The organism is Rheinheimera sp. 4Y26 (assembly GCF_025245835.1).
Classification (GTDB): Bacteria; Pseudomonadota; Gammaproteobacteria; order Enterobacterales; family Alteromonadaceae; genus Pararheinheimera.
In genome coordinates, this window is the sequence record NZ_JAOBWS010000011.1 from 54,315 (window position 1) to 77,845 (window position 23,531).

Consider the following 23,531-nt stretch of genomic DNA (forward strand, 5'->3'; position numbering starts at 1 on the left):
AGCAGCCGGAGCTGCTTTTTTATTAAGGCTGAGTGTCAGCTGTTTAGCTTAACAACAGTGGCACCAGCAGTTCCGCCAGTAAAACCACCAGCATGACACCCACCAGATTCATCACAAAACCGGCTTTGATCATATCTTTTATTTTTAAGTGACCACTGCCAAACACTATGGCATTGGGTGGTGTTGCCACAGGTAGCATAAAACCAAGGCTAGCGGCCAGAGCGGCAGGAACCATCAGATACAAAGGCGATAACTGCATTGACATGGCAACAGGCCCCAGCAAGGGTAAAAAGGCGGCAGCTGTGGCGGTATTGCTGTTCACTTCGCTTAATAACAAAATCAGCACAACAACCGCCAGCATCACCAGCACAGGTTCAATGCCTTGCAGGACCTGCAGCTGCTCTGCCAGTACCTGAGCGACGCCAGTTTTCTGAATTTGTTCGGCCATGGTTAAACCACCGCCAAACAACAATAAAATGCCCCAGGGCAGTTTTTCACTGTCTTTCCAGGCTAATACCGGTGTTTTGGCGTTTCCCGGCAGAACAAACAGCAGCAGTGCCGCTGTCATCGCAACCAGGGTGTCGCTGATGGCAAGACCTGTCCAGCGTGCCAGCCATTGTTGGCCTATCCAGCCGGTCGCGGCCAGGATAAACACCAGCAACACGGTTTTTTCCGCTTTTGATAACCCCCCCAGTGCCTGTAGTTGCTGCGCCAGCTGGTTGTGATTGCCGGTACTGCTTTGCGCTGGCAGCTGAAATTGCACTTTACATAACCAGAACCAACAACAAATCAGCATTAACATAGCAAGCGGCACACCGAGCAGCATCCAGCGGGCAAAACTGAGCTCTATCTGATAGTTATCCGCAAGAAAAGCCGCCAGTAAGGCGTTAGGTGGTGTGCCAATTAAAGTGGCGATGCCGCCGATACTGGCGCTGTAGGCGATGGCCAATAACACGGCTTTACTAAAATCGTCATCATCATTGGCTTTTGCCATGGCAATAATCGACAGGCCGATCGGCAGCATCATCACAGCTGTTGCCGTATTGGACATCCACATTGATAAAAAAGCGGTAACGGCCATCAGACTGGCAATTTGCGCTGCAGGTCTGTGGCCTGCCAATAACAAAGCCCTTAGTGCCAGCCGCCGGTGCAGGCCGGTTTTTTCCATGGCGATGGATAAGGTAAAACCACCCATAAATAAAAATATCAGCGGATGCGCATAAGGGGCTGTGGTAGCGTCCATGCTGGCAACCCCCAGCAGTGGCACCAGCACCATAGGCAGTAAAGACGTGACTGCAATAGGCACAGTTTCGCTGACCCACCAGAGGATCATCCAGGCCATCAGGCCACACAGATGCCAGGCGTTGTCAGTCAGATCAGCCAAGGGTGGTGCTGTTAATAAGGTCATGACTAACAGTGCTGGTCCTGCGCCCAGCAGGCTGATCAATTTGATATTCATATTAAGTTCCATCCGGAATGCAGCCAGTAAAAACCAGGCTTATAACGCGACCATTGGGTTTTACTTTACCGTAATATCTATTGCAGGGTGATGATTTGTTTCAGTATTTATCTCTGAACTCGCGCTTAGGCTGTTTTTCGAAACCAGGGCACCAGCCTGATAAAAAACTGGGTACAACAATTTATTTTGGCTACACTGCGCCAACAGCAACTTTAACGCGGACCTTTATATGCAACCTATTTTGCAAACTTACCCGGATGCCGGAGCTTTGGTGTTTGGTTGTATGGGCCTTGGTGGTGAATGGAACGCCGCCGAGATCAGCTCTGAAGCCAGAAGGCAGTCTTACAGTGCACTTGATGCAGCCATAGAGCAGGGATTTGTGCTGTTTGACCATGCCGATATTTATGGCCGTGGCAAAGCAGAGCAGGTGTTTGGCGATTATCTAACCCTGCAACCTCATCTGCGCGAGCAAATACTGATCCAGACCAAATGCGCCATCCGTGTTGCCAGTGATGATGCGGTGGGACGATATGATTTTTCCGCCAATTATATCCGCCGGCAGGTTGAACTGAGCTTAAGACAGTTGCAATCCGGTTATATTGATATTCTGTTGTTGCACAGGCCAGATCCATTAATGCAGGCCGAAGAAGTGGCTGCAGTGCTGCTTGAGCTGCAGCAACAAGGTAAGGTGAAACACTTTGGCGTCTCGAATTTTGGCTGGCCGCAGCTGCAGTTATTACAGTCGCATCTGGCACAACCTTTAATGGTGAATCAGCTGGAAATGAGCCTGAGTCGCATAGATTGGCTGGAGCAGAATGTATTCACCGGTATGCCACAAGGCGCAAACCATTTTTTCAGTTATGGCACAGTTGAATATTGCCAGCTGCATAAAGTCCAGATTCAGGCCTGGGGTAGTCTGGCGCAGGGGCTTTTTAGTGGCGGCAAAAAACCTGCAACGCCGGCTCAGCAAAAAACGGCTGATTTGGTAGCGCAGCTTGCTGCCGAATATCAAACCACAGCAGAAGCCATTGTGCTGGGCTGGCTGATGAAACATCCGGCCGGTATTCAGCCGGTGATAGGAACCACACAACCACAACGTATCACCGCCTGTGCCAAAGCCAGAGGACTGAGTTTAAGCCGCGAGCATTGGTATGCGTTATACGTGGCAAGCCGGGGCGCTCCTCTGCCCTGAGCCGTTATGAAATAAAAAAGCTGCCGTAGCAGCTTTTTTATTTTTCAACGCAGAGCTGTGGTTAAAAGCCGCGTAAATATTGTTGTTTTGGCTGCGCCAGAATAGTTTCCCATGAACCATAGGTTGGGTTTGGCAGCATAAACCATTTGGTACCCCACAGCGCCTGATGCTGATCCACCAAAGCAGCACGCTGTGCCGGCGTGATGTCTTTTTTCACATTAGGCAGGAAGTCGCCAAAATCGTCGCCCACCGACATAATCACACGGTATTGCTGCATGGCAAGTTCACGGCGGCTTTGTTTTTCGCTGCTCCAGTCCGGCTGCTCACCTTTGATCCATACCTGAGCTTCATCTGCTTTGTGAATACCAACGGCAAGCAGGTTGCGGATGGTGTCGGTTTTTTGTGGGCAGCTGTTGTTGTTATCACGTGCCTTACATGCTCTGTTGCTGATATACAGCACTTTAATACCCATGGCTTCTGCAGCATTTACAAAAGCTACAGCGCCCGGTACCGCCTGAGCTTTGGCTGCCGCGACCCAGTTGTCCCATTGTTTATCGTCAAAACCTTGCTGGTTGTTCAGTACGTCTCGCGCAGCAGAAGGGGAGTTATCCAGAATAGTTTCGTCGATATCAACAATAATGGCCGGCGGCAATTGTGCAGCAGCGTCGTTTTGTGGCCAGGCGGTCCAGCTGCGGTCGGCTTTGGCCGCTGTTAATAATGCCCGCGCCTGATTGTAGGTCTGAATACTGTTGGCACGAAATTCTGCAGAGGTCTGATACCAAAGCACACTGTTCAGGTTCGGGTGTGAAGAGGTTGCTGGGGTATCTGCAACAGCTGTGACGCCAGGTGTCGCAGTCTGACAGGCGGTTAATACCAATAAAACAGCCAGAGTAGTTGCCGGCTTTACCAAAGAAGACATCAAAGACATAACAACCTCAAAGAAAACAAAAACGCGATCATAAAGCGAAATCTGTAAATTACAACCTTTAACAGTCCGGTGATTGACAGACAAGCTGCTTTTTCGCGCTCTGTTAAACGGCAATCAATTATTGTGAAAGCGGTGCCAGCTGCCAATGCCGGTTAAAAGCCGGGTGTTGTAATTGTTGGTGACTGGCGATGATTAAAATACCTTGTTGCTGAAACTCAGCTAACCGCTGCAGTAGTCTGGCGGCAAGCTCTTGCTCCAGACCGGCAAAAGGCTCATCCAGTAATAAAAGTCTGGGTTTTTGCAGCAGCAGCCGTGCCAGGGCAAAACGTCGGCTTTCGCCACCGGACAAACCACAACCATATTGGCCAAGCACAGTTGCAAGCCCTTGCGGTTGTTTATCAAGCCAGGCTTTGAGCTCAACCAGGTGAAGTACTGCCAGTAGTTCGTCGTCGCTGGCTGCGGGGCATGCCAGTCGCAAATTGGCTGCTACTGTCAGATTAAAGATGTGAGGACGCTGTGCGCCATAACCAATCTGTTGATATTTTTGTTGGCTGCAGAGCTGATGCAAAGGTTGTTTTTGCCACAGCAGTTCACCGCCAAAAATAGTCAGATCGCCCGCCAGAGTTTGCAGCAAACAGCTTTTACCGCAGCCGGAAGGTCCGTGCAATAACACGACATCACCTGCTTTAAAACTTGCCGTCAATGGCGGCAGTTGTGGCAAGGCCGCTGTAAAACCTATGTGCAGCCTGTTCAGTTCAATGGTCACTTCAACAGTGCTGTCAGTGGTTTGTTTGGGTTCTAAGGCTGGCGGTGGTACAGCGTCAACTGACGGAGCGCTCAGTAATTCGTTATATCTTTTTTGCGCTGTCAGGCTATAACCCAGCGCCAGGTGAAATTGCGCCAGTGGCGTGAAAATCTCCGACAAACCCAGCCAGCCCAAAGCCAAAGCGACCACAAGTGCCGGCGCCAACTGTTGTTGTTGCGATTGCGCCCACAATAAGCATAAAAAACCTGATAACAATAACAGCTGCTGTATGCTTTGCTGCAAAACCACCGAACGCTGCAAAGCGCGCTGCAGCAGGCTAAGCTGCTGGTCGGTGTCGGCCAGCATTTGAGCTTTCTGTGGCCAGTGCCCCAACATTAAGCTGGTGGTGAGCAGTTGTAACTGATGCAATTGCTGTTGGCGGCGGGTGCCCGCTTGCACATTTACCTGATGACAGACTCTTTTGCCATAAAGGTGCAGCCAAAGTGGCTGGAGCAGCAAAAGCAGCAACAGCAATGCAAAACCCGGCAGGCTTTGCGGCAATAAATAGCCCGCCGCGGCCAGATAGCAGAGCGCAATGGCTCCTGCCCACAGCCAGGGTAACCACACCTTTAGCGGAAATTGATCCAGTAAATCGATATCGGCAATCAGGCGCTGTAGCTGATCAGCATGGTTGGGGTCAGTCAGATAATTCAATTGCTGATTGGGTTTACGACATAACGCAGCAAAGCTATTGAGCCTGAGTGTTTTCAGAAGTTGCAGCACAGCATAGTGCGATTGCAGTTTTTCAGCATAACGTCCTGCGGTGCGGCTGATGGCAAGCAAACGGATCATGGCGCCCGGGCGCATATAGTTAAATGTTCCGGCCTGAATGGCGGCAATGCCAGCCACTGCTGCCGTACTGATAAACCAGCCGGAGTAAGCCAGCAGCAGCACTGTGGCTGCTAAAGTCATAAAACCCAGCAGCATGGCCAGACGCCAGCTCCAGCGCTGTGGCCTGAGTAAGTCAAATAATCTGAGCTTTGCAGGCACAGTGGTTGCAGCTGAGAGCTGCGGCGATGCTTTTGCTGCAGCTGGTGTTTGAGTGTGAGATTTGCTGAATTCAGGCATCTGCAACTCCGGAGGTTTTGTTTTGCGCTAAAGCCGCCAGAGTGGTGTTGTCCTTGTTGTGTTGACTAATGTGGTCGGTTGCCAAAAGCTTGCCCTGCTCAAATCTGAGTGAACGATTGAGCCAGCCAAGCTGTGAAAACTGGTGGCTGACCAATAACAAGGTTTTACCCTGACTGATGCGCCGCAGCAGCGCTGATAAACGCTGGCTGGTGTCTTCATCCAGCTCGGAAAAAGGTTCATCCAGCAACCAGATAGGTTTTTGCTGTAACAATAATCTGGCAAGGGCCAGCCGTTGTTGTTGCCCTCCTGATAAGCCCGCGCCAAAATCGCCGATGCGATAATCAAGGCCTTCGGGCTGCCGGCTCAGAAAATCCCACAGTTCCACCTGTGTCAGAACCTGTTGCATTTCTTCACTGGTTGCGTCGGTTTTGGCCAGTTTCAGATTGTCAGCAATGGTGCCGGGCAGTAGTTCAGCTTGCTGTTGCAGGTAACCAAGCTGATGACGAAGCTGATAAACCGAGCTGCTGTCAAAGTGCTGCTCACCCACCATCAGGTCGCCCGCAAAGGGTACAAAACCGGCAATCAGCTGCAGGAAGGTGGATTTGCCGCTGCCGCTCGGGCCACAGATCAGCAGCTGTTCACCCGCCTTGATGCTGAGATCTTCGATACTGAGCCTTGGTGCTGATACATCACCCACCAGGATATGATGAAAATTCAGCCCGGCAGGTTGCACTGGACAGGTAACCAAAGAGACTTGGGTTGCAGCCTTTTGTGGAGAATTATGTTCTGCCTGATATAAAGCCCGAAACTCAGCGCAGGCCGCTATTGCTTGTGCTCTGGCATGATAATCTGCGCCAAGCTGGCGCAACGGCTGATAAAACTCCGGACACAACAACAGGATAAAAAGAGCGCTTTGATAAGGTAACAACAGTTGCGCTTTGTGCCATGGCAGCTCGCCCAATAAACCAAGGCCGAGATAAAGGGCGACTAAAGCAATCGCCACTGAGCTAAAGAGTTCAAGCACTGCGGTAGATAAAAATGCCAGACGCAATACTTTCATTGAACCTTGTTGATATTGACCTGCAGCATGCTCCAGATGTGCTGCCGCTATATCTGTTGCGTTCAGCCGTTTAAGCAGGGGCAGTCCTTGCAGAAAGTCATATAAACGTCCACCCATCCTGCTTAATAACTGCAGTTGCTGCTGACTGGCTCTGCTGGCTTCCCGGCCGACCAACACCATAAAGAGTGGCACCAGCGGCGCAGTGAGTAACAACAGCATGGCGGCAAAAATGCTGTGAAAGGCCACAGCGACCAGGATAAACAATGGTGCCGCCAACACCAGAATTTGTTGCGGCGCATAACGGCTGATATAACCATCCAGCGCGTCAACCTGCTCTGTAAGCAGGGTCGACAGAGCACCGTCCGAACCAAAACGACTGCGCAAAGGGCCTAAAGCTGCCAGTTGCGCCAGCAAGTGTTGCCGCACACTTAGCCGCAGTGTCCTGCTCAGATGTTGTGCAATTTCATCTTTTGCCAGCAATAAGGCAGTGCGGCCAAGCCAGCATAAAGACAACAAAAACACATCTGCGCCGGCGAATGGCGTTTTTGCCAGCAGGGCCGCAGCTATTTTTGCCAGGTACCACATTTGCGCTATCAGCAAAGGCACACTGAAGATGCCTGCCAGGGCGACAAGCAGCACCGCGGCGCGGTAAGGCCTGAGCAGTTGTTTAAGTAAATCCGTTGCTGTGCCACCGGGCTCAGCCTGCGCCTGAGCTTTATGAGCTTCAGGTAAAACAGCGCCCTTTGCCTGGGCGCTGTTGGTTAACTCAGGATTTATCAGACTCTTCTCCGGGATAACCGTTTAATTCCAGCCACATGGCGTTAATAATGCCAAAAGAGCAGGCCAGTAACACCCCTAGGATCCAGGCGAAATACCACATAATAAGCTCCTTAATATAATGAATGCGGGTTGTCACGGATGGTTTGCGTATTGATACGGCCAGCCATCTTGATGTAACTCCAGATGGTGTAAGCCAGAATCAAAGGCACAAACACACAGGCAACGCCAAACATAATGGTGAGTGTCAACTGGCTTGAGGTGGCATCCCATAGGGTCAGGCTGTGAGCTGGCATGCTGCTTGACGGCATAATAAACGGAAACATCGACACTCCACAGGTCAGGATCACGCCAGCCTGCCCCAGGGATGACATCACAAAAGCCAGAGCGCCACGTCCAAGTTTGCTGAAAAATGCGGCAAACACAAAAGCCAGAATACCAAGTGCAGGGCACAGCCATAACAACGGATATTCGCCGTAGTTTTTCAGCCAGGCACCAGCTTGCAGTTCAGCAGTCTTACTGACCGCGTTGTTAATGGCGTTGTGATCAATGGCACTGGTCAGCACAAAACCTTCAATGCCGGCACTTAACCAGAAACCACAAAGCACAAAGATAATAGCGGCTGCCATGCCACTGTAACTGGCAACTGTACGGCTGCGATTTAATAACACACCGTCCGTTTTCAGTTGCAGATAGCTGGCGCCCTGACAGACAAACATCAACAGACTCAGTACACCAACCAGCAAAGCAAAGGGATTCAGCAGGGCAAAAAACGAACCTGTATAGTGAATACGCAGCAGTTCGTCAAAATGAAAGGGCACGCCTTGCAGCAGATTGCCATAAGCCACACCAAAAATAACAGGCGGAATGGCAGAGCCTGCCGTTAAAGCCCAATCCCAATTGCTGCGCCAGGCTCGGTTCTCCAGTTTGGAGCGGTAATCAAAGCCAATAGGGCGTAAAAACAAGGCAAATAACGTCAGCATCATCGCCAGATAAAAACCGCTGAAGGCCGTGGCGTAGACCGGCGGCCAGGCGGCAAATAAAGCACCGCCTGCGGTAATCAGCCACACCTGATTGCCATCCCAGTGCGGCGCCACAGCGTTGATCAGCACACGCCGCTCTTCGTCGTTGCGGCCTATCACTTTGAGCAGCGCACCCACGCCCATATCAAAACCGTCGGTGATGGCAAAACCAATAAACAGAATGCCAATTAATAACCACCAGATAAAACGATAAAATTCATAATCCATGTTACACCTCTTTAACCAGACCGGTTTCCAGATCATATTTGCCGGTATGCAAAGCCGACGGGCCTTTGCGGGCAAAATGCTGCATCAGATAAACTTCAATCACCAAAAACACGGTATAAAGCACGGTAATGGCTGCCAGACTGGTCCAGATCTCGGTGACGGTCAGGTTAGATGCCGCCAGATGGGTGGGTAATATTTCACCCACAGCCCAGGGCTGCCGGCCATATTCGGCAACAAACCAGCCGGCTTCACAAGCTATCCAGGGCAGTGGCAAGCTAAACAGGGCGGCTTTTAATAACCAGCGCGGTTTTTCCGGATTACGTTTGGCGCTGTGCCAGAAGCTCAGGGCAAATACCAGCAGCATAATAAAACCTGCAGCAACCATAATACGGAAGGCCCAGAACATCGGCGCCACCTTAGGAATACTGCCATCAACCGCCTGCTGGATATGCTCGGCAGTTGCATTGGCTGGATTATCGGTATAAGCGGTCAGCAATAAACCATAACCCAGGTCTTTTTTCACCGCTTCAAAAGCGGCGATAGTTGCCGCGGATTGATCGCCAGCCCTAAGCTGCTGCAGCAAACGATAAGCTTCTTTGCCGTTGATAATTCTATTGCGGTGCTGCTCTTTTAAGTCGCTGAGTCCCAAAACCGGTTTATCCAGCGAGCGGGTGGCAATCAGGCCAAGCGCATAAGGAATTTTTACCGCATATTCGGTTTGCTGGCTCTGTTCGTTTGGAAAGCCAAATAGCGTAAAGGATGCAGGTGCCGGGTGGGTTTGCCACTCCGCCTCAACTGCTGCCAGTTTTACTTTTTGCACATCACCCAGCTCATAGCCGGATTCATCGCCAAGGACGATCACAGACAAAGCACTGGCCAGACCAAAAGCAGAAGCAATGGCAAAACTACGCCGGGCAAAAGGCAGGTCGCGGTTTTTCAGCATATACCAGGCGGATATAGCCAACACAAACATGGCACCCGTGACATAACCTGCTGACACTGTATGCACAAACTTCACCTGAGCTACAGGGTTAAAGATAACTTCGGTAAAACTGGTCATCTCCATCCGCATGGTGGTGTAGTTAAACTCGCTGCCCACCGGATTTTGCATCCAGCCGTTGGCGATTAAAATCCACAAGGCTGACAGGTTAGAGCCTAAAGCCACCAACCAGGTCACGGCTAAATGCTGTACTTTGCTCAGGCGATCCCAGCCAAAGAAAAACAGACCCACCAAAGTTGATTCGAGGAAAAAGGCCATCAGGCCTTCAATGGCCAGCGGGGCACCAAAGATGTCACCGACATAATGAGAGTAATAAGACCAGTTGGTGCCAAACTGAAATTCCATGGCAATACCGGTGGTTACCCCCAGTGCAAAGTTAATGGCAAATAACTTGCCCCAGAACTTGGTCATATCACGGTAAATTTCTTTACCTGTCATGACATAAACAGATTCCATAATCGCCAGCAAAAACGTCATGCCAAGCGTTAAAGGGACAAATAAAAAGTGGTACATCGCCGTAAAGGCAAACTGTAAACGGGAGAGCTCTACAATATCCATCAGGACAACTCCAGACACCCGGGGTGTCATCTCAGGTCAGGGAATGCTAACGTTTGATTTATAATTAGCGATTTCTAACATACAAGGTTATAGCAGCTGTGTTGTTGATATATATCAAACAACTGCAAGCGTGCATTTAATTGTCAATCAGCAAGAATAGGTAAAATCGTGAAAAATGAGAGATATAAAAACAGTGGAGTAAGAAAAAAACAAAACCCCGGCACCAGGCCGGGGTTTTAACATCAGGGTTGTTCAGAATTGCTGCAACCGCCTTTTAATCACTTTGATTACATATTCGGGTAGTTTGGCCCACCGGCACCTTCTGGTGTCACCCAGCGGATATTCTGGCTTGGATCTTTAATATCACAGGTTTTACAGTGAATGCAGTTTTGTGCATTGATTTGCAGTTTCGGCTCGTGCTGCTCAATACCGACAATTTCATAAACACCGGCCGGGCAATAACGCTGCGCCGGTTCGGCATACCTGGCGTAATTGACGCTGATTGGAATGCTGGCATCCAGTAACTGCAAATGGCAGGGCTGCTCTTCTTCATGGTTGGTGTTGGATAAAAACACTGAACTTAATTTATCAAAACTCAGTACGTTGTCTGGTTTGGCATACTGAATAGGCGTGCTTTCAGCCGCCGGTTTTAAACTTTGATGATCCAGCGTGTTGTCTTTCAGGGTAAAGGGCAGTTTGCCGGCAAAAATGTTTTGGTCGACAAAGTTAAAAGCACCACCCAGTAAAGAGCCAAACTTATGCATCGCCGGGCCAAAGTTGCGTGAGCGGTACAATTCGTCGTACAACCAGCTTTGTTCAAATATCGTTTCAAACTCAGTGATATCAGCACCACCCTGACAATCGGCAGCTAAGCGGGCAAATACCGCTTCGGCGGCCAGCATGCCGGATTTCATCGCAGTGTGATTGCCTTTAATTTTGGCAAAGTTCAGGGTGCCGGCGTCACAACCAAGCAGCATGCCGCCAGGGAAAGTCATTTTTGGCAGGCTGTTCAGACCGCCTTTGGCAATAGCACGGGCGCCGTAACACACGCGTTTGCCGCCGGTTAAATACTGGCTGATCACCGGATGTTGTTTATAACGCTGGAACTCATCAAAAGGGCTTAAATAAGGGTTGCTGTAATTGAGGTCAATAATCAGACCCACCACCACCTGATTATTATCAGCGTGATACAGATAACCACCACCACTGGTGTCTTTGTCCAGCGGCCAGCCTGCTGAGTGCAACACTAAACCGGCCTGATGTTTGTTCGGGTCAATGTCCCAGATTTCTTTAAAACCAATGGCATAATGCTGAGGTGATTTGCCTGCATCAAGGCCGTAATGGGCAATCAGCTCTTTACCCAGGTGACCACGACAACCTTCGGCAAATAAAGTGTATTTAGCCCGCAGTTCCATGCCCGGGGTAAAACCTGGTTTTTGCTCGCCATGTTTATCCAAGCCCATATCGCCTGTGATAATGCCTTTGACCACATTGTCTTCAATGATCAGGCTGTGTGCTGAAAATCCCGGAAAAATTTCTACCCCTAACGCTTCGGCCTGATTGGCCAGCCAGCGGCAGACATTGCCCATAGAAACAATGTAGTTACCACTGTTGTGCATGGTTTTTGGCACCAGCGCATTGGGAATTTTGCGCGCGTCCTGCTCTGACTGTAATAAATAAATGTCGTCGTGACTGACGGCCGTTGTTAAAGGCGCACCTTGTTGTTGCCAGTCGGGTAATAATTCGTTTAAGGCGCGCGGTTCAAATACAGCGCCTGATAAAATGTGGGCACCTACTTCTGAGCCTTTTTCTACCACACAAATACTCAGCTCGCGGCTGGCGGCTTTGGCTTGTTGCATCAGACGGATGGCGGCGGATAAACCAGCCGGGCCTGCACCGACGATAACAACATCAAACTCCATCGATTCTCTTTCCACGGCAGTCTCCCATTTTTTGTTTTTTGTCGCTGTTATTGCCGCTGTTGTATGCCCACAAGGGGGTAGCGTGCGCTCTGGCGATGGATGTTATTGTTTACGTGCTTTTTGAATTTCTGCAAGTTGCAAGGGTATTTCAGGTTGACGTTAACGTCAACAGTAGTTAGATTGTCCGGCATTAACAACAGCTGAAGTTTACCTTCACGTCAACCTGACAAGCGCAGACAGGGGTTTCTCACCATGAAAATATTAGTACCGGTCAAACGGGTCGTGGATTATAACGTTAAAGTTCGGGTGAAAGCCGATCAAACGGGTGTGGATTTAGCCAACGTAAAAATGGCATTAAACCCGTTTTGTGAAATTGCAGTAGAAGAAGCGGTGCGCTTAAAAGAAGCAGGTATTGCAACTGAAGTGGTGGTGGTGTCTATTGGCCCTGCGACTGCACAAGAGCAGCTGCGTACCGCTCTGGCTTTGGGCGCCGATCGCGCCGTTCTTCTGGAAACCGAACTGAACGTGGATTCATTACAGGTTGCCAAACTGCTGGCCAAAATGGTGGAAACAGAGCAGCCGCAATTAGTGATCATCGGTAAACAAGCCATTGATTCTGATAACAACCAAACCGGTCAGATGCTGGCGGCATTAACAGGTATGGGTCAGGGCACTTTTGCTTCTAAAGTGGTAGTGGCTGAGGGTAAAGTTGCTGTGACCCGTGAAATTGACGGTGGTTTACAAACGGTGTCGTTAAAGCTGCCAGCCGTGGTGTCGACCGACTTGCGCTTAAACGAACCCCGTTATGCCTCTTTACCAAACATTATGAAAGCCAAGAAAAAGCCGCTTGATGTGATTGCAGCCGATTCTTTAGGTGTAGCGCTGCAAAGCAAAGTTAAAACATTAAAAGTGACAGCGCCGGCTCAACGTCAGGCTGGTGTGATGGTCGACAGCGTGGCGACTCTGGTTGAAAAATTAAAGCAAGAAGCGAAGGTGATCTAATGGCTATTTTAATCATTGCTGAGCATAACCATCAGGCATTAAAAGCCGATACCGCAAAAACCTTAGCTGCAGCTGCCGCCATTGGTGGTGATATTCATGTGTTAGTGGCAGGTTTTAACTGCGCAGCAGCTGCTGCCGAAGCCGCCATTTTAGCCGGTGTGACAAAAGTATTGCTGGCTGACGCGCCTTGCTACGAACATCAGCTGGCAGAAAATATCAGTTTATTGGTCACTGAGCTCGGCCGTGACTACAGCCACATTCTGGCTGCTGCCACTACCCATGGCAAAAACTTCCTGCCACGGGTTGCTGCACTGCTGGATGTTGCGCAAATTTCTGATGTGATCGCGGTAGAAAGCGCTGATACCTTTGTTCGCCCTGTGTACGCTGGCAACGCCATTGCCACAGTGCAGTCTGCTGATGCCATTAAAGTATTAACGGTTCGAAGCTCCGCCTTTAATGCGGTTGCTGGCGGTAACAACGCTGCTATTGAAACTGTCGCTGTAGCCAAAGATGCCGGTTTATCTGCTTTTGTTGCAGAAGAGCTGACTAAATCAGAACGTCCTGAACTGACCGCAGCCCGCGTGATCATCTCTGGTGGTCGTGGTATGCAAAACGGTGACAACTTCAAATTATTAGGAGGTATTGCTGATAAATTATCTGCTGCCATTGGCGCTTCCCGTGCTGCAGTGGACGCCGGTTTTGTACCAAATGACATGCAGGTTGGTCAGACCGGTAAAATTGTCGCGCCGGATTTATATATCGCAGTAGGTATCTCTGGTGCCATTCAGCATTTAGCCGGTATGAAAGATTCCAAAGTGATAGTGGCTATTAACAAAGACCCGGAAGCACCTATTTTCCAGGTGGCGGATTATGGTTTAGTAGCCGATTTATTCACGGTATTACCAGAGCTGGAAGCCAGCCTGTAAAACATCTTTGCCGTGTTTATGAAAGCCAGTCCTGTGACTGGCTTTTTTATTGTCAATTTAAAACCATCTCCATAGCAGGTGGTTTTTTACTTCCTGTATAGACCAACTCAAATGGCATTGGCTTTTGCGTTTTTTTACCCTAAAGCTGGCCGGCGCTGTTTATTCCATGTTGTAAACACCTTCGGGCATGGCAAAACCCAAATTGTCAGCAGTAGGATTTTTGTTACAACTTCGCACCATTAAAAGTGCCGGAAATTTGTGCAATTGCTTGTTATTGCATATGTTTTGGTTAAAATGTTGTAACTTTTTTCAAGCCGGAGACAAGCAAGTGAAAAAGCAGGGAATAAGCACATTGCTGGGCATGCTGGTTTTACTTTCAGGCTGTAGCACAGTGCCACAACAAAAAGATCTGATGGTCAATCAACTGGATGGTTCGCTGGCACAGCTACAGGTGGATACCAAACAACTCCATCAGCGTCTGCAGCGTCTAACCGCCGATAAAAGCTGTCAGCAAAGTACCCAATGCAAAGTGCTGGCGGTAGGGCACAGACCTTGTGGCGGGCCTGAGCAATATATGGTGTATTCAAGCAAAAGCACCGATGAAAAATTGCTTGCTATTACCAATGACAGATATAAAAAGTTAAAACAAGAACAACAACAAAGACTTGGACTGCGCAGTACCTGTCAGGTAGTGCCGGAGCCGGTGGCGGCCTGCCAGCAACAACAATGCAGCTTGTTGCCATAACACAGATAAAAAAACGCAGCCAGGCTGCGTTTTTTATGGTTCAGAATTGATCAGGCTTTATTTTTGTAACTATCACAAGCCTCTTTATCTACACATTCCCCATACAGATACAAGCTGTGGTGGGTGAGTTTAATGCCATTTTTATCGGCAATTTCCAGCTGCTTGCGCTCAATGTCATCGTCTTCAAATTCAATCACTTTGCCGCAGTTTAAGCAAACCAGGTGGTCGTGGTGATCCATTCTGCTCAGTTCAAACACCGACTTACCACCTTCAAAATGGTGACGGCTGACGATACCGGCGTCGTCAAACTGGTTCAGTACCCGATAAACAGTGGCCAGACCTATATCTTCACCAATTTCCAGCAGAATTTTATAAACGTCTTCAGCGCTGATGTGCTGGTGACTTGGGTCCTGCAAAATTTCCAGAATTTTTACCCTTGGCAGGGTCACTTTCAGGCCGGCTTTACGAAGTTCACTGTTGTGATCTGACATCTGTATCGATACTCATAATTGCTGTTGGCTTGGATTATAAGGCTATTCTCTTTGATTGGAAAAGTAAAATCTCCTGTTCCTGTGCAAGGGAAGCGTGGTGCCGCAGGCGTTTTCAGGTTATGATTCTCGTTACAGGTCTTACCAGGTGGAGCTTTTATGCGCTGGGCATTTAAACCCGCAGTGATGCGTCACTTATTAAATTTTTGGCCGCCGTTTTGGTTTAACGGTATCAAGGTAGAACAGCTATCTGATGATTATCGATATGCCCGTGTCAGTCTGAATGACAGGCCCTGGCGACGTAATATTAATAGCAGTCAGTTTGGCGGTGCTATGTTTGCGATGACCGATCCTATTTATCCACTGCTGCTGATGGGCGCACTGGGCAAAGAATATATGGTGTGGGATAAAAAAGCTGACATCGATTATATCAAGCCGGGGCATGGCACTTTAACTGCTGAGTTTTGGTTGGGTGATGCTGTGGTTGATGAAATTAAAGCGGCCACCGCAGAGGGGGATAAATTTTTTCCGCAGTTTTTAGTACATATCAAAAACAATAAAAATGAGATTGTCTGCGAAGTGAACCGTACTGTGTATATCCGTAAAAAGCCAAAACACCGAGCGCAACAAGCAAACAGCGCTTCATAAAAGCCTATGGGTTCAGTGACAGTGCGACCTGTTCCATTGCTGCATGTTTTACTTGAGCAGATTCAGCACTTTGAAAAACAAAAAACCACCGCTTTAGGGTGGTTTTTGTTTTTACAGATCAAACGTCGGTGCTTATAAACCTTCGAGGTCTTTTAAGCTCAGCTCGTCATAAATCTGCTTGCACCATTGTTTTACACGGGCTTCGGTCAGTTCCGGCTGACGGTCTTCATCAATGCCTAAGCCGACAAAATGGTCGTTGTCAGCCAGTGCTTTAGAGGCGACAAAGTTATAACCTTTGGTTGGCCAGTGGCCGACAATAATGGCACCTTTTGGCTCGATAATATCGCGCAGGGTGCCCATGGCATCGAGGAAATACTCGGCGTAATCTTCCTGATCACCACAACCAAAAATCGCCACCAGCTTATTGTTAAAGTCGATGTTTTCCAGCTCAGGGAAAAAGTCATCCCAGTCGCACTGTGCTTCACCGTAATACCAGGTTGGAATACCAAACATCAGCAAATCGTAACTGGCGATGTCTTCTTTGCTGCTTTTTGCAATGTCATGCACCGCAATTAAGTTTTTGCCCAGCTCTTTTTGGATCATCTTGGCGATATGTTCAGTGTTACCGGTATCGCTGCCAAAAAATATACCTACAGTTGCCATATAAGTGCCTTTTACCTTGCTAACGCTGCGCTCAGCAGTTGTTCAATCAGCGCACTGCGGGTCAGTTGCAGTGCCTGCGCTCTGGCATCCAGTTGCGAGTACAGCTCAGCTGTTACTTTGCACTCGATGCGTTTTAACCCTTTGGTTTTGTCACGGCGGATCTGGTTTCTTTTATTCAGTCGCAGCTGCTCTTCACGCGGTAGTGGGTTGGTTTTTGGCCGACCCGGCCGCTTTTCGCCGGCAAATAAATCAAGAGTTGTGCGATCTGTGGCAATTTTCGCCATTAACCTAACCCTTTTGACTCATAGATAAACTGAATAACACCTTTGGCCAGAAAGCCGGCACATCCCAAAAATAATACAATCCAGACAAATACCCGGCCAAATTTTGGCACATTGCCTTTTTTTAATACGTCCTGAATCGCCATTCCTATCAAAAAAAACAACACGCTGAGGAAAAACCATAAACTGGCCGCCTCAATTTGTTCCATATATTCATTTAACATGGTGATGACCTTCAAAAAAACGCGCGCACTATAGCACAAAGCGAAAAAAAATTTATGCGCTAGCTCAATAAAAAATCCGCCACTATTTTGCTAAAAGCGGCTGGTTTTTCTGCATGTAACCAATGACCTGTGCCTTGAATGACCTTGGCTTTGGCCTGTGGAAACAGTTGTGCAATAGTGCCCTGGTGTGACGGCAGCAAATAATCAGAATCACCGCCTTTAATAAAAAGCACCGGCCCCTGATACGGGCCCTTCGCCTGGGGCGCTGCCAGAATGTGCGGATAATTGGCCACCAGCGCCGGCAAATTCAGCCGCCATTGAAATTTGTCGCCTTCTTTTTGCAGATTTTTCAGCAAAAATTGCCGCACGCCAAGCTCAGCCACAGTTGCGCTTAATTGCTGGTCGGCCTCACGTCTGTCTTGTAGTGTGGCAAGATTGATTTGTTGCATGGCCTGCAAAATACCGGCGTGGCGGGGTTCATTCACCACAGGCGAAATATCGGCCAGGATCAGTTTTTTTACCCGTTCTGGCGCCATCAGTGCCAGCTGCATCGCAACTTTACCGCCCATTGAATGACCAAGCACTGACACCTGGGTTAAACCCAGAGCGTTAAGGGTTTCCAATACATCAGCGGCCATCAGCGGATAACTCATCTCATCACTGTGAGGCGAGCGGCCATGGTTACGTAAATCCAGATTGATGATTTGAAATTTGTCCTGCAAGGAGCGGGCAATGACGCCTAAATTTTCGTAACTGCCAAACAAACCATGGATCAATACCAGTGGCTCGCCTTGGCCTGTTATGTCAGTATGTAATATCATGCTTATCCTTTGACAACGAAGCGCTATAACAGACGCGCGATAACAAAAGTGCGCCAGCCTAACAAAATACCGGGCTGGCGTCAGCCTGTGTCAATTTATATAATGCCGGTTGTCGGTTTGGGTTTTAAGGTATCTTTATGAAAACAATAGAAATAGATGATGATCTTTATCATTACATCGCCAGTCAGACCCAACAAATTGGGGAAAGTGCTTCGGAAATTTTACGGCGTTTATTGCTGCCACAACAGAGCACTGTCATCCCGGCGCCATCTGAAACTGTTAGCCTGGCGGCCAGTGCTCCTGTGGCACAGGATCAGAAAGTATTTGATATTTTAAGCAAACAGGATTTGCAGGCTGAACTGAGCGTGGTTGGCCGGTTTTTAATTATTTTGTCGGCCCTGGCGCGCGCGCACAAAACACAGTTTGCCAAAGTGCTGGACATTAAAGGCCGCAACCGCGTGTATTTTGGCCGCAAAGAAGCGGATTTACTGGAAGCGGGCAGCAGTACCAATCCAAAACCTATTCCCAATAGCGAATTCTGGGTGATCACCAACTCCAACACTACCCGGAAAAAAATGATGTTAACCGAAGCTGCATTAAAGCTGGGTTATTCACAGGAAGAAGCAGAACTTATCCGGGACTTTTTATAAGGAATATTTATGTCGGTTCACCCGCTTGCCGGTCAAACAGCACCAAAACACCTGCTGACGAACATCGCGTTATTATGTTCAGAGTATTATGGGTTAAAGCCTGATTTAACGGTTCAGTCACAACGGGTCAGTTTTGGTACTTCCGGTCATCGTGGCAGTGCAGCCGACTGTTCTTTTAACGAAGTGCATATCAAAGCCATTTGCCAGGCTGTTGCCGAGTATCGCAAAGCGCAGGGCATCACAGGTCCGCTGTTTTTAGGCAAAGATACCCATGCGCTCAGTGAGCCGGCATTTATCAGCGCTGTGCAGGTACTGATTGCCAATGGCGTGACGCTCAAGGTGCACTCTGGTGGCGGTTACACGCCTACGCCGGTGATTTCCCACGCCATTCTGAGTTACAACGGCTCTGCGCCGGCTGCTTTGGCCGATGGCATTGTGATCACACCTTCACATAACCCACCGGCCGATGGTGGTATTAAATACAATCCACCCCATGGCGGGCCGGCTGATACAGATGCCACCTGCTGGATTGAACAAAGAGCCAATGCGCTGATTCAATCTGGTCTTGCCGGCGTGTTAGCTGTCGATTATCAACAGGCGCAACAAAGCCCGTTGTATCAGCCACATGACTACATCACCCCTTATGTCGATGATCTTGCCAATGTTATTGATATGGCTGCTATTGCTAAGGCCAAAATCAAAATTGGTGTAGACCCTATGGGAGGCTCTGGCATCGCATTCTGGCCGGTGATCGCAGCAAAATATGGGCTGGATTTAACAGTGGTCAACGATAACGTCGATCCGACTTTTGCATTTATGCCGCTGGATAAAGACGGCAAAATCCGGATGGACTGCAGCTCCGCCTATTCAATGGCAAATTTAATTAAACTGAAAGATCAGTTTGATATAGGTATTGGAAACGACCCTGATTTTGACCGTCATGGTATTGTGACCCGTCAGGGCGGGCTGTTAAACCCAAATCATTATCTGGCGGTGGCGATAAATTATTTGCTCAGCAACAGACCACAATGGGGCCTTGATAAAAAAATCGGCAAGACGCTGGTGTCCAGTGCGCTGATTGACAGAGTGGTTGCCGGGCGCGGCCGTCCTTTGTATGAAGTGCCGGTTGGCTTTAAATGGTTTGTTGAAGGTCTGCATCAGGGCACTTTGGTGTTTGGCGGCGAAGAGTCGGCCGGTGCCAGCTTTTTACGCTTTGATGGCACTGTCTGGTCTACCGACAAAGACGGTTTTATTCTGGGTTTATTGGCTGCTGAAATGATTGCAAAAACCGGGGTTGACCCGTACACCCAATATCAGGCGCTGACCCGTGAATTTGGCGCGCCTTTGTATCGCCGTATTGACGCCCCGGCCGATTATGCGCAAAAAAATGCGCTGAAAAATCTGGATGTAAACAGTGTGTCTCAGACCAGTCTGGCCGGGGATCCTATTCTTGCCGTGCTGACCAAAGCACCTGGTAATAATGCCAGCATTGGCGGTGTAAAAGTGGTCACGCAAAATGGCTGGTTTGCGGCCAGGCCTTCGGGCACCGAAAACAGCTATAAAATATACTTGGAAAGTTTTGTTGGGGCAGAGCACTTGCAACAACTGGAACAGGATGCCAAAGCTTTTGTTGATAGTGTTTTTCAGCAGTTAAACTGAGTTGTCAAGCGGCTGCATTCGTATGTAATTAAATTACAAATGTCAGCCGAATCAGCGGTTTCCTTGACGAATAGCCGTACATTCTGTAATTTTACTACATGAATTATCACACCGGCGCGGTGTTTTTTTCACCACGCTACGGTGATTGCCACAAAGGCAATCGGAACTGGCAAACTGGAAATGGCTTATGAATCCTCTCACCACAGAAGCGACTGTCGCAGTAGCGGCTTTACCTTCGGCCGCTGAATTAAAAGAAAAGATCATCCGGCATTTACACGGTACTTTGGGCACCGATGTAAACAAAGCCAGTCCACAAGCCTGGTGGCGTGCTACCTGCGCTTCGATTAACGAATTTGTCTATGACGGCCTGCGTAATACCCAGCGCACCCATTACCAGCAAAATACCCGCGCTGTGCATTATTTCAGCCTCGAATATCTGATGGGGCGGTTATTTAGCAACAACTTGCATAACCTGGGTTGTTATGACGCGGCCAAACAGGCACTGGCCGAGCTTGGTATGGACATTGCCGATTTAGAGCAACAAGAAGAAGATATGGCGCTGGGTAACGGTGGCTTGGGTCGTCTTGCCGCCTGTTTTATCGATTCGCTGGCAACGTTAAATTATCCGGCCATTGGGTATGGCATTCATTACGAACACGGTTTATTTAAACAGGAATTTCAGCATGGTTTTCAGATAGAGCGCCCGGACAGCTGGCGTGAATACGGCAACCCATGGGAAATTTGCCGGCCTGAATCGATTCAGGAAATTTCGGTGTACGGTTATGTCGAAACTGTGTACGACCTGCAAGGCAAAATGAAAAAAGTCTGGCACCCGGGTCGTATTATTAAAGCTGTGCCATGGGATATTCCGGTGGTGGGTTATAACGGCAGCTCAGTGAACGTGTTGCGTTTATGGGAAAGCCGCGCCAGTGACTTTTTTAACTGGGACGTATTTAACTCCGGCGGTTATGTTGACGCAGCGCGCGAGAATATCGAAGCTGAAACCATTTCCAAAGTGTTATACCCCAATGACGAAACCGAAGCAGGTAAAGAGCTGCGTCTAATTCAGCAGTATTTTTTCTGTTCAAGTTCACTCAAAGACATTATCCGTCGTTACAAAAGGGCGCATGGCGATGACTGGAGCCATTTTGCCAAACAAGTGGTCATTCAGCTCAACGACACCCACCCGGCGGTCGCTATTCCGGAGCTGATGCGGATTCTGGTCGACAGAGCAGAAATGAACTGGGAAGAAGCCTGGAATATCTGTCAGCATGTGTTTGCCTACACCAACCACACTTTATTGCCCGAAGCTTTGGAAAAATGGCCGGTAAGGCTGTTTGAAAAAGTACTGCCGCGCCATCTGGAAATTATCTATGAAATCAACCGCCGCTTTTTGGTGGAGCAGGTAGATGTGCGTTGGCCGGGCGATGTGGAGAAAAAACGCAAACTGTCGATCATCGAAGAAGGCCACGACCCTATGGTGCGGATGGGGCATTTGTCAGTGGTGGGCTCGTTCCGCGTCAATGGTGTAGCAGAAATTCACTCACAGCTGGTGAAATCAGATTTATTCCCGGAAATGGTGGCGTTGTGGCCGGATAAATTTACCAACATTACCAATGGTGTCACGCCAAGACGTTGGCTTAAAGCCTGTAATCAGCGTCTGTCGAAGTTACTGGATGCAACTGTAGGTAGCGAGTGGCCGACCCAGTTGCATCAGCTGGCCGAGCTGAAAAAACATGCAGACAGCCCGGCAATGCAGGATGCCTTTATGGCCATCAAACAGCAAAATAAAGCTGATTTAGCTGATGAAGTGAAAAAACTCACCGGCATACCCATCGATCCACACGCACTTTTTGACGTGCAAATTAAAAGGTTGCATGAATATAAACGTCAGCATCTGAATTTATTGCATATTCTGGCGTTGTACCGCCGTATTTTGCAAAACCCGGATTATGACATGGTGCCAAGGGTATTCCTGTTTGGCGCCAAGGCGGCACCTGGTTATAAACTGGCCAAAGAAATTATTTACGCCATTAATAAAATTGCTGAAAAAATTAACCACGATAAAAGGGTAAAAAACCGGTTAAAAGTGGTGTTTATGCCCAATTACCGGGTGAGCCTTGCCGAAAAAATGATCCCGGCAGCGGACGTGTCAGAGCAAATTTCTACTGCGGGTAAAGAAGCCAGCGGCACCGGTAACATGAAACTGGCGCTGAACGGTGCTGTCACTATCGGCACTATGGATGGCGCTAATATTGAAATTGCCGAAGAAGTGGGCGCTGACAATATTGCCATTTTTGGTTTAACTGTGGATGAAGTCAAAGCCTTACAACAGAAGGGGTATCACAGCTGGGATTATTATTACAATAACCCTGAGCTGAAGGCCATTCTGGACTGGCTGGAAACCGATTATTTCACCCCGGGTAAACCCGGTGAGCTGGCGGCGATTAAACGCAGTCTGCTCGAAGGGGGCGACCCTTATCTGGTGCTGGCGGATTTCCCTTCTTATGTCAAAGCCCATGAAACCATCGACAGCTGGTACAGGGACAAGGCGCTATGGGCGAAAAAGGCCATTCTGAACACCGCCAGTGTCAGTAAGTTTACTTCTGACCGCTCTATCGAAGATTATGTGCAAAAGGTATGGCAGCTGCAAAAATGCCAGATTGGGCGGAAATAATCTGCCTGACGCCGTCACATAAAACATAAAGCCCGTATTTGCGGGCTTTATATTTTTTACCGCTTTGGCGTTATATTTTTCCGAAGGTTAAACAACGACAAGTACCACACTGAGCGACGGCACTTTTATATTTGCTTACATCTTCGATCACAAAAATGCCGGTGACCGGCTGGATTTCAAAACGCAAAGTCCCCATTAAGAGTTAAGATGCAGCCTGGATTTTGGTTTTGGTCTGAAGTTGTTTGAATGCTCAGGTGCAAAAGTTGTCCAACATGCGCTTTATAAACGAGGTTATTTCATGAAAAATTCCGGGCCATCAGGGCCTTCTCCGGTTTTTATTCAGATTGGCAAAAGCCGCAGTGGTGGTGTATTCAGTGTTATTTTGATGCTGCTGGCTGCACTGGCCTTTTTAGTCTTTGGTGTCGGTTTACTGATGATTATTGCTACAGTAGCTGTGTTGTTATTGCCCTGGCTGTGGTGGAAAAAAAAGCAACTGCTGAAGAAAATGCAGCAGATGCAGCAACAGATGTATGGTGCAGGCGGGGCGGCGCAGGGCAATACAGGGGCTCATTCTGCTTATGGTACAACGCAGGAGCAGGGGGCTTCCGGCGTTATTATTGAAGGCGAAGTTATCGTGAAGTCTGAAAGCATCGACCACAAAGCCTTATAAGCTGCCTCAACTGCCCAATGACAGCGCCTGTATGCAGAATTAAAATCTGAGGCGCTGT

Annotated in this window: 22 protein-coding genes; 9 read left to right on the plus strand and 13 right to left on the minus strand. The window is 48.8% G+C overall.

Features of this window, described 5'->3' with window-relative positions; genetic code table 11:
- Positions 1-43: 43 nt before the first annotated feature.
- Positions 44-1,459: an SLC13 family permease gene (locus N3Z11_RS14030; protein WP_260657823.1), complete on the minus strand. Its 1,416-nt coding sequence runs from the start codon at positions 1,457-1,459 to the stop codon at positions 44-46.
- Between the two features lie 229 nt (positions 1,460-1,688).
- Here N3Z11_RS14030 and N3Z11_RS14035 point away from each other — a divergent pair, with 229 nt between their 5' ends.
- Entirely contained in the window at positions 1,689-2,651 is a 963-nt protein-coding gene (locus N3Z11_RS14035; RefSeq protein ID WP_260657824.1) for an aldo/keto reductase family oxidoreductase, read from the plus strand.
- A gap of 61 nt (positions 2,652-2,712) precedes the next feature.
- Here N3Z11_RS14035 and N3Z11_RS14040 read toward each other — a convergent pair whose 3' ends face one another.
- The 7 genes from N3Z11_RS14040 to N3Z11_RS14070 form a co-directional block, all read right to left on the minus strand.
- The gene (locus N3Z11_RS14040) at positions 2,713-3,579 is read right to left on the minus strand and encodes a 5'-nucleotidase, lipoprotein e(P4) family (RefSeq protein ID WP_260657825.1); all 867 of its coding nucleotides are present in this window, start codon (positions 3,577-3,579) and stop codon (positions 2,713-2,715) included.
- Between the two features lie 118 nt (positions 3,580-3,697).
- On the minus strand, positions 3,698-5,452 hold the full coding sequence (locus tag N3Z11_RS14045; protein WP_260657826.1) for an amino acid ABC transporter ATP-binding/permease protein: 1,755 nt from the start codon (positions 5,450-5,452) through the stop codon (positions 3,698-3,700).
- Positions 5,445-7,151, minus strand: a complete 1,707-nt coding sequence (gene cydD / locus N3Z11_RS14050; protein ID WP_260657827.1) for a thiol reductant ABC exporter subunit CydD — start codon at positions 7,149-7,151, stop codon at positions 5,445-5,447. The genes N3Z11_RS14045 and cydD overlap by 8 nt, the downstream gene beginning before the upstream one ends.
- 127 nt (positions 7,152-7,278) lie before the next feature.
- Positions 7,279-7,392: a cytochrome bd-I oxidase subunit CydX gene (cydX, locus tag N3Z11_RS14055; protein ID WP_260657828.1), complete on the minus strand. Its 114-nt coding sequence runs from the start codon at positions 7,390-7,392 to the stop codon at positions 7,279-7,281.
- Between the two features lie 10 nt (positions 7,393-7,402).
- Positions 7,403-8,539 carry a cytochrome d ubiquinol oxidase subunit II gene (gene cydB / locus N3Z11_RS14060; RefSeq protein ID WP_260657829.1) on the minus strand — a complete coding sequence of 379 codons (1,137 nt, stop codon included), beginning with the start codon at positions 8,537-8,539 and terminating at the stop codon, positions 7,403-7,405.
- A 1-nt stretch (position 8,540) separates the two neighbouring features.
- Entirely contained in the window at positions 8,541-10,097 is a 1,557-nt protein-coding gene (locus N3Z11_RS14065; protein ID WP_409566871.1) for a cytochrome ubiquinol oxidase subunit I, read from the minus strand.
- A gap of 287 nt (positions 10,098-10,384) precedes the next feature.
- Positions 10,385-12,019 (minus strand): electron transfer flavoprotein-ubiquinone oxidoreductase, encoded by a 1,635-nt coding sequence (locus N3Z11_RS14070; protein WP_260657886.1) that lies wholly within the window; start codon positions 12,017-12,019, stop codon positions 10,385-10,387.
- A 252-nt stretch (positions 12,020-12,271) separates the two neighbouring features.
- Here N3Z11_RS14070 and N3Z11_RS14075 point away from each other — a divergent pair, with 252 nt between their 5' ends.
- The 3 genes from N3Z11_RS14075 (at position 12,272) to N3Z11_RS14085 (ending at position 14,692) form a co-directional block, all read left to right on the plus strand.
- Positions 12,272-13,021: an electron transfer flavoprotein subunit beta/FixA family protein gene (locus tag N3Z11_RS14075; protein WP_260657830.1), complete on the plus strand. Its 750-nt coding sequence runs from the start codon at positions 12,272-12,274 to the stop codon at positions 13,019-13,021.
- Complete coding sequence (locus N3Z11_RS14080; protein ID WP_260657831.1) at positions 13,021-13,947, plus strand: electron transfer flavoprotein subunit alpha/FixB family protein; 927 nt, start codon at positions 13,021-13,023, stop codon at positions 13,945-13,947. Before N3Z11_RS14075 ends, N3Z11_RS14080 begins: the two co-directional genes overlap by 1 nt.
- Positions 13,948-14,275: 328 nt before the next feature.
- Positions 14,276-14,692, plus strand: a complete 417-nt coding sequence (locus tag N3Z11_RS14085) for a hypothetical protein (RefSeq protein WP_260657832.1) — start codon at positions 14,276-14,278, stop codon at positions 14,690-14,692.
- 50 nt (positions 14,693-14,742) lie between these two features.
- Here N3Z11_RS14085 and fur read toward each other — a convergent pair whose 3' ends face one another.
- Positions 14,743-15,183, minus strand: a complete 441-nt coding sequence (gene fur / locus N3Z11_RS14090; RefSeq protein WP_260657833.1) for a ferric iron uptake transcriptional regulator — start codon at positions 15,181-15,183, stop codon at positions 14,743-14,745.
- A 156-nt stretch (positions 15,184-15,339) separates the two neighbouring features.
- Between fur and N3Z11_RS14095 the strand changes: the two genes are divergently transcribed.
- On the plus strand, positions 15,340-15,828 hold the full coding sequence (locus N3Z11_RS14095) for a DUF4442 domain-containing protein (RefSeq protein ID WP_260657834.1): 489 nt from the start codon (positions 15,340-15,342) through the stop codon (positions 15,826-15,828).
- Between the two features lie 132 nt (positions 15,829-15,960).
- On the opposite strand, the gene fldA is transcribed toward N3Z11_RS14095, so the two are convergent.
- The 4 genes from fldA to N3Z11_RS14115 are packed head-to-tail and all read right to left on the minus strand — an operon-like array spanning position 15,961 to position 17,817.
- Complete coding sequence (gene fldA / locus N3Z11_RS14100; RefSeq protein WP_260657835.1) at positions 15,961-16,491, minus strand: flavodoxin FldA; 531 nt, start codon at positions 16,489-16,491, stop codon at positions 15,961-15,963.
- An 11-nt stretch (positions 16,492-16,502) separates the two neighbouring features.
- Positions 16,503-16,775: a LexA regulated protein gene (ybfE, locus tag N3Z11_RS14105; protein ID WP_260657836.1), complete on the minus strand. Its 273-nt coding sequence runs from the start codon at positions 16,773-16,775 to the stop codon at positions 16,503-16,505.
- Positions 16,775-16,996 (minus strand): DUF2788 domain-containing protein, encoded by a 222-nt coding sequence (locus tag N3Z11_RS14110; RefSeq protein WP_260657837.1) that lies wholly within the window; start codon positions 16,994-16,996, stop codon positions 16,775-16,777. Before N3Z11_RS14110 ends, ybfE begins: the two co-directional genes overlap by 1 nt.
- A gap of 59 nt (positions 16,997-17,055) precedes the next feature.
- Positions 17,056-17,817 (minus strand): alpha/beta fold hydrolase, encoded by a 762-nt coding sequence (locus N3Z11_RS14115; protein WP_260657838.1) that lies wholly within the window; start codon positions 17,815-17,817, stop codon positions 17,056-17,058.
- Positions 17,818-17,954: 137 nt separating this feature from the next.
- Here N3Z11_RS14115 and seqA point away from each other — a divergent pair, with 137 nt between their 5' ends.
- The 4 genes from seqA (at position 17,955) to N3Z11_RS14135 (ending at position 23,473) form a co-directional block, all read left to right on the plus strand.
- The gene (gene seqA, locus N3Z11_RS14120; RefSeq protein WP_260657839.1) at positions 17,955-18,467 is read left to right on the plus strand and encodes a replication initiation negative regulator SeqA; all 513 of its coding nucleotides are present in this window, start codon (positions 17,955-17,957) and stop codon (positions 18,465-18,467) included.
- 9 nt (positions 18,468-18,476) lie between these two features.
- Positions 18,477-20,126, plus strand: a complete 1,650-nt coding sequence (pgm, locus tag N3Z11_RS14125; protein ID WP_260657840.1) for a phosphoglucomutase (alpha-D-glucose-1,6-bisphosphate-dependent) — start codon at positions 18,477-18,479, stop codon at positions 20,124-20,126.
- Positions 20,127-20,313: 187 nt separating this feature from the next.
- Positions 20,314-22,803, plus strand: coding sequence for a glycogen/starch/alpha-glucan phosphorylase (locus tag N3Z11_RS14130; protein WP_260657841.1), 2,490 nt, complete (start codon positions 20,314-20,316; stop codon positions 22,801-22,803).
- Between the two features lie 298 nt (positions 22,804-23,101).
- Positions 23,102-23,473, plus strand: coding sequence for a hypothetical protein (locus tag N3Z11_RS14135; protein WP_260657842.1), 372 nt, complete (start codon positions 23,102-23,104; stop codon positions 23,471-23,473).
- Positions 23,474-23,531: the final 58 nt, after the last annotated feature.